The organism is Pantoea sp. ICBG 1758 (assembly GCF_002928325.1).
Taxonomy (GTDB): Bacteria; Pseudomonadota; Gammaproteobacteria; order Enterobacterales; family Enterobacteriaceae; genus Pantoea; species Pantoea eucrina.
In genome coordinates, this window is record NZ_POWL01000014.1 from 1 (window position 1) to 4,421 (window position 4,421).

Annotated in this window: 4 protein-coding genes and 4 tRNA genes; 7 read left to right on the forward strand and 1 reads right to left on the reverse strand. The window is 51.5% G+C overall.

Features of this window, described 5'->3' with window-relative positions; all coding sequences use genetic code 11:
• Positions 1–223: 223 nt before the first annotated feature.
• Positions 224–1,261 carry a UDP-N-acetylmuramate dehydrogenase gene (gene murB / locus C1Y41_RS19605; protein ID WP_071668693.1) on the forward strand — a complete coding sequence of 346 codons (1,038 nt, stop codon included), beginning with the start codon at positions 224–226 and terminating at the stop codon, positions 1,259–1,261.
• On the forward strand, positions 1,258–2,223 hold the full coding sequence (birA, locus tag C1Y41_RS19610) for a bifunctional biotin--[acetyl-CoA-carboxylase] ligase/biotin operon repressor BirA (RefSeq protein WP_104086182.1): 966 nt from the start codon (positions 1,258–1,260) through the stop codon (positions 2,221–2,223). Before murB ends, birA begins: the two co-directional genes overlap by 4 nt.
• 44 nt (positions 2,224–2,267) lie before the next feature.
• On the opposite strand, the gene coaA is transcribed toward birA, so the two are convergent.
• Positions 2,268–3,218 carry a type I pantothenate kinase gene (coaA, locus tag C1Y41_RS19615; protein ID WP_039385682.1) on the reverse strand — a complete coding sequence of 317 codons (951 nt, stop codon included), beginning with the start codon at positions 3,216–3,218 and terminating at the stop codon, positions 2,268–2,270.
• Between the two features lie 451 nt (positions 3,219–3,669).
• Here coaA and C1Y41_RS19620 point away from each other — a divergent pair.
• The 5 genes from C1Y41_RS19620 to C1Y41_RS19640 all read left to right on the forward strand — a co-directional run.
• Positions 3,670–3,745 (forward strand) — tRNA-Thr (locus C1Y41_RS19620).
• Positions 3,746–3,752: 7 nt separating this feature from the next.
• A tRNA-Tyr gene (locus C1Y41_RS19625) sits at positions 3,753–3,837 on the forward strand.
• Positions 3,838–4,026: 189 nt separating this feature from the next.
• A tRNA-Gly gene (locus tag C1Y41_RS19630) sits at positions 4,027–4,101 on the forward strand.
• Between the two features lie 5 nt (positions 4,102–4,106).
• Positions 4,107–4,182 (forward strand) — tRNA-Thr (locus C1Y41_RS19635).
• A gap of 106 nt (positions 4,183–4,288) precedes the next feature.
• A partial coding sequence (locus tag C1Y41_RS19640; protein ID WP_233207462.1) for a GTP-binding protein occupies positions 4,289–4,421 on the forward strand: 133 nt, incomplete at its 3' end.

Consider the following 4,421-nt stretch of genomic DNA (forward strand, 5'->3'; position numbering starts at 1 on the left):
ACTCAGAAGTGAAACGCCGTAGCGCCGATGGTAGTGTGGGGTCTCCCCATGCGAGAGTAGGGAACTGCCAGGCATCCATCAAGTAAGAGAGCCCTGAACACGCGTTCAGGGCTTTTTTACGTCTGCAGAAAAGCAAAATTTCCTCACTAAAACCATCAAAACACCCACTCCTGGTTAGTCAATCGGGTAAACTACGGCCAGATTACTCAGTAAAGGCCGTGAAATGTCCAGCCCAGGTACCTCCCTTAAAGCATGTAATACGCTCGGTCTTGAGATCGACGCACAATCGCTGATTATCGCTGATAGCGCAGAAGCCATTACCGCAGCGTGGCACTCCAGCCAGCAGCGCAATCAACCCTTTATTATCCTCGGTGAAGGAAGCAATGTTCTGTTCCTCGAGGATTTCAACGGCACCGTCGTCGTTAATGCCATCAAAGGTATTCAGCCTGAAGAGCATGAAGAAGCCTGGCATGTGCACGCTGGCGCCGGTGAAAACTGGCATGAGTTAGTGGAATATACCCTGAAAAAAGGGATCCCTGGCCTGGAAAACCTGGCGCTCATTCCAGGTATGTCAGGCTCCGCTCCGATCCAGAATATCGGTGCCTATGGCGTAGAGTTTAAAGATGTCTGTCACTATGTCGATGTACTGCATCTGCCTACATCAGCCACTAAAAGGCTCTATCGTGAAGAGTGCGGCTTTGGCTATCGCGATAGCATATTTAAACACGCGCTCAAAGATGATTACGTCATCATCGCGATCGGACTGCGCCTGATGAAAGCGTGGAAACCGGTACTGAGTTATGGCGATCTGGCAAAACTTAACCCGGCGACGACTACCGCCTGGGATGTCTGCCATGCTGTATGTCAGATGCGTCAAAGCAAACTGCCCGATCCGCGCGTTACCGGAAATGTGGGCAGCTTCTTTAAAAACCCGCTTGTTTCAGCTGAGCAGCTGACAGAGCTGCTCGCGCAGTGGCCTGCAATACCACACTATCCTCAGCCTGATGGTGAGGTAAAACTGGCGGCAGGCTGGTTAATCGACCAGTGTCAGCTTAAGGGCTTCAGCGTAGGCGGCGCCGCCGTACATCGCCAGCAGGCGCTGGTTCTGATCAATCAGGATCGCGCCACGCCGCAGGAGATTGTTACACTGGCACATACGGTGCGGCAGCATGTGGGTAAGAAGTTCAATGTCTGGCTGGAACCTGAAGTGCGTTTTATCGGCGCCAATGGCGAGCGTAATGCAGTTGAGGTTATTGCATGAAAGATCAAAGCGTCCCTCTCAAGCTGGCTGCGTTGCTGGCTGACGGTGAATTCCACTCAGGTGAACATCTGGGTGAAGCGCTGGGCATGAGCCGTGCTGCAGTTAATAAGCACATACAGACTCTGAAAAGCTGGGGTCTGGATGTCTTTACTGTGACAGGAAAAGGCTACAGCCTGGCTGCGCCTCTGCAGCTGCTGGATGAAGCGCTTATCCATACTCATCTGGAGACCCCGGGTATCGCCGTTATTCCGGTTATAGACTCAACCAACCAGTATCTGCTTGATCGCATGGATCAGCTTGAGTCAGGTTTTGCCTGCGTTGCGGAGTACCAGCAGGCAGGACGTGGACGCCGCGGACGTAAATGGTTTTCGCCTTTTGGAGCCAACCTCTATCTGTCGATGTACTGGCGTCTGGAGCAGGGACCAGCTGCTGCGATGGGGCTGAGCCTGGTCATAGGGATTGTCATGGCGGAAGTGATTCAGTCCCTTGGCGCTGAAAATGTCCGTGTGAAGTGGCCAAACGATCTCTATCTTAACGATCGTAAACTTGCTGGCATCCTGGTTGAACTCACCGGTAAAACCGGCGATGCGGCGCAGATTGTTATGGGTGCAGGCATCAACCTGGGAATGCGGGGTGAAGGCACTTCAGAAATCAATCAGGGCTGGATCAACCTGCAGGAAGCGGGCGTGACTATCGATCGCAACCAGCTGGCAGCCAGTATCATCAACAGTCTGCGTGCGGCGTTACCGCTTTTTGAGCGCGACGGTCTGGCTCCCTTTATTCAGCGCTGGGAAAAGCTGGATAATTTTATCAATCGTCCGGTTAAATTACTGGTTGGTGAGCGCGAAGTTTACGGTATTGCGCGCGGGATAGATAAGCAGGGTGGCCTGCTGCTGGAACAGGAGGAAGTGATTAAATCCTGGGTTGGCGGGGAGATCTCACTCAGGCCAGATAACGGCTAGCCACAGCACTATGATAAAAGCCCTGCACGCAGGGCTTTTTGCTGTTACTTCCTCAGCCTTACGCTCTGAACGGCGTGGTTAGCCTCTTTGGTCATAATCAGGCTGGCGCGCTCACGCGTTGGCAGAATATTTTCTTTCAGGTTAAGACCGTTGATTTCCTGCCACAGCCCGCGCGCAATGTTAACGGCATCCTCTTTCGGCAGCTGCGAATAGTGATGAAAGTAGGAATCGGGATCGCTGAAAGCACCTTCACGGAATTTCAGGAAGCGGTTGATGTACCAGCGTTCCAGTAAGGTTTCCGGAGCATCCACATAGATTGAGAAATCCACAAAGTCAGAAACAAATACGTGATGCGGATCGTGCGGGTAGTCCATACCGCTCTGCAGCACGTTAAGCCCTTCCAGAATCAGGATATCAGGCTGCTCAACCACTTTATCGCCGTCAGGGATGACATCATAAATCAGATGCGAGTAGACCGGTGCCGTGACCTGGCTGGCGCCCGACTTGAGATCGGAAACAAACTTTACCAGGCGATGCATATCGTAGGACTGCGGAAACCCTTTCTTCTTCATCAGACCGCGCTCTTTCAGCACGGCATTCGGATGCAGGAAACCATCAGTGGTGATCAATTCTACTTTGCGATGTTCCGGCCAGCGGCTCAGCAGCGCCTGCAGCACGCGCGCAGTCGTGCTTTTTCCGACGGCAACGCTGCCGGCAATGCTGATGATATAAGGGATCTTTTGCCCGTTGGTGCCGAGAAACTGTTCCAGTACGGCCTGACGTCGCAAATTAGAACTGATGTAGAAGTTCAGCAGACGTGATAGAGGAAGATAGATCTCAGCAACCTCATCAAGAGAGAGATCTTCATTGATACCGCGCAGGCGCTCAACTTCACGCTCATCCAGTGTCATAGGCACTGAGTCACGCAGCGCAGCCCACTGCTGTCTGTCGAATTGCAGATAAGGGGTGGTCAGTGGCGTTGTTTTTCTACTCATAAGCATATATCTGACCGCAAAGTGTGGTTCATCCCTGCCTCATCATGAAGCGTCCTGAACGCGATTGCGCGTCATAGAAGATAAATTAACGGAAACAGTGGGCAGGAGGTTAACACCAGTGTCACTTTAAACAGAAGCAAAATGATGATCGTGCGAGCGCTTTCGCAGAACACGCCACATTTTTTTCACCTGGTGGAATGAAAAAAACTGTGTTTTTCTATCAGCCGCTAAAAAAACCAGTAAATAGTTTAACCCCGGGCAGTTCAGTCAAAGAGAAAACAGAGCGTAGCCGCTGAACGCGGTGGTGAACATTTGTACCAGATATGAGTGAAGAAGCGGCAGTAATGCCTGCTGTTGAGAGCTTTTGCACAAATAGTAAGCAAAAGAATAAAAATGATGATTTTCTTGTTGCATCTCGGAGCCGGTCTTCCTAGAATGCGCGTCACTTGATGCCGGCTTAGCTCAGTTGGTAGAGCAACTGACTTGTAATCAGTAGGTCACCAGTTCGATTCCGGTAGCCGGCACCATCAAGTAGGTGGGATTCCCGAGCGGCCAAAGGGAGCAGACTGTAAATCTGCCGTCACAGACTTCGAAGGTTCGAATCCTTCTCCCACCACCATCTCAGCCTCCTGGTTGGGCATCAGGTAAGAGTTTACCTGATGGGTGAGTTCAAATCTCTCACCTCCGGATTCAGATTGCACATCTGTGTGGTCAGGGTCAGTCGGAAACTCTGACTGGCTCGAATAGTAAAAGGTCTTCTTTTATTATTCAAAAGCTACAGAAAGAACAGGTAGCCGAGTTCCAGGATGCGGGCATCGTATAATGGCTATTACCTCAGCCTTCCAAGCTGATGATGCGGGTTCGATTCCCGCTGCCCGCTCCAGATGTGCTGATATGGCTCAGTTGGTAGAGCGCACCCTTGGTAAGGGTGAGGTCCCCAGTTCGACTCTGGGTATCAGCACCACTTCCTTTATCTCTCTCCTGATTCTCTCTCTGTAAAACTAACATCGGGCACTGCCTGGTTAATGTGACGATATCTTTGATATATTCGTGTCTTAGAGGGACAAGCGATGGCTAAAGAGCAATTTCAGCGTAACAAACTGCACGTAAACGTGGGCACCATCGGTCACGTTGACCACGGTAAAACCACCCTGACTGCAGCAATCACCACCGTTCTGGCTAAAACCAACGGCGGCCAGGCGC

What these genes read in the sequence shown, in the direction of transcription:
- murB (WP_071668693.1), top strand. Translation starts at nt 224, where the DNA reads ATGTCCAGCCCAGGTACCTCCCTTAAAGCATGTAATACGCTCGGTCTT.
- birA (WP_104086182.1), top strand. Translation starts at nt 1,258, where the DNA reads ATGAAAGATCAAAGCGTCCCTCTCAAGCTGGCTGCGTTGCTGGCTGAC.
- coaA (WP_039385682.1), bottom strand. Translation starts at nt 3,218, where the DNA reads ATGAGTAGAAAAACAACGCCACTGACCACCCCTTATCTGCAATTCGAC.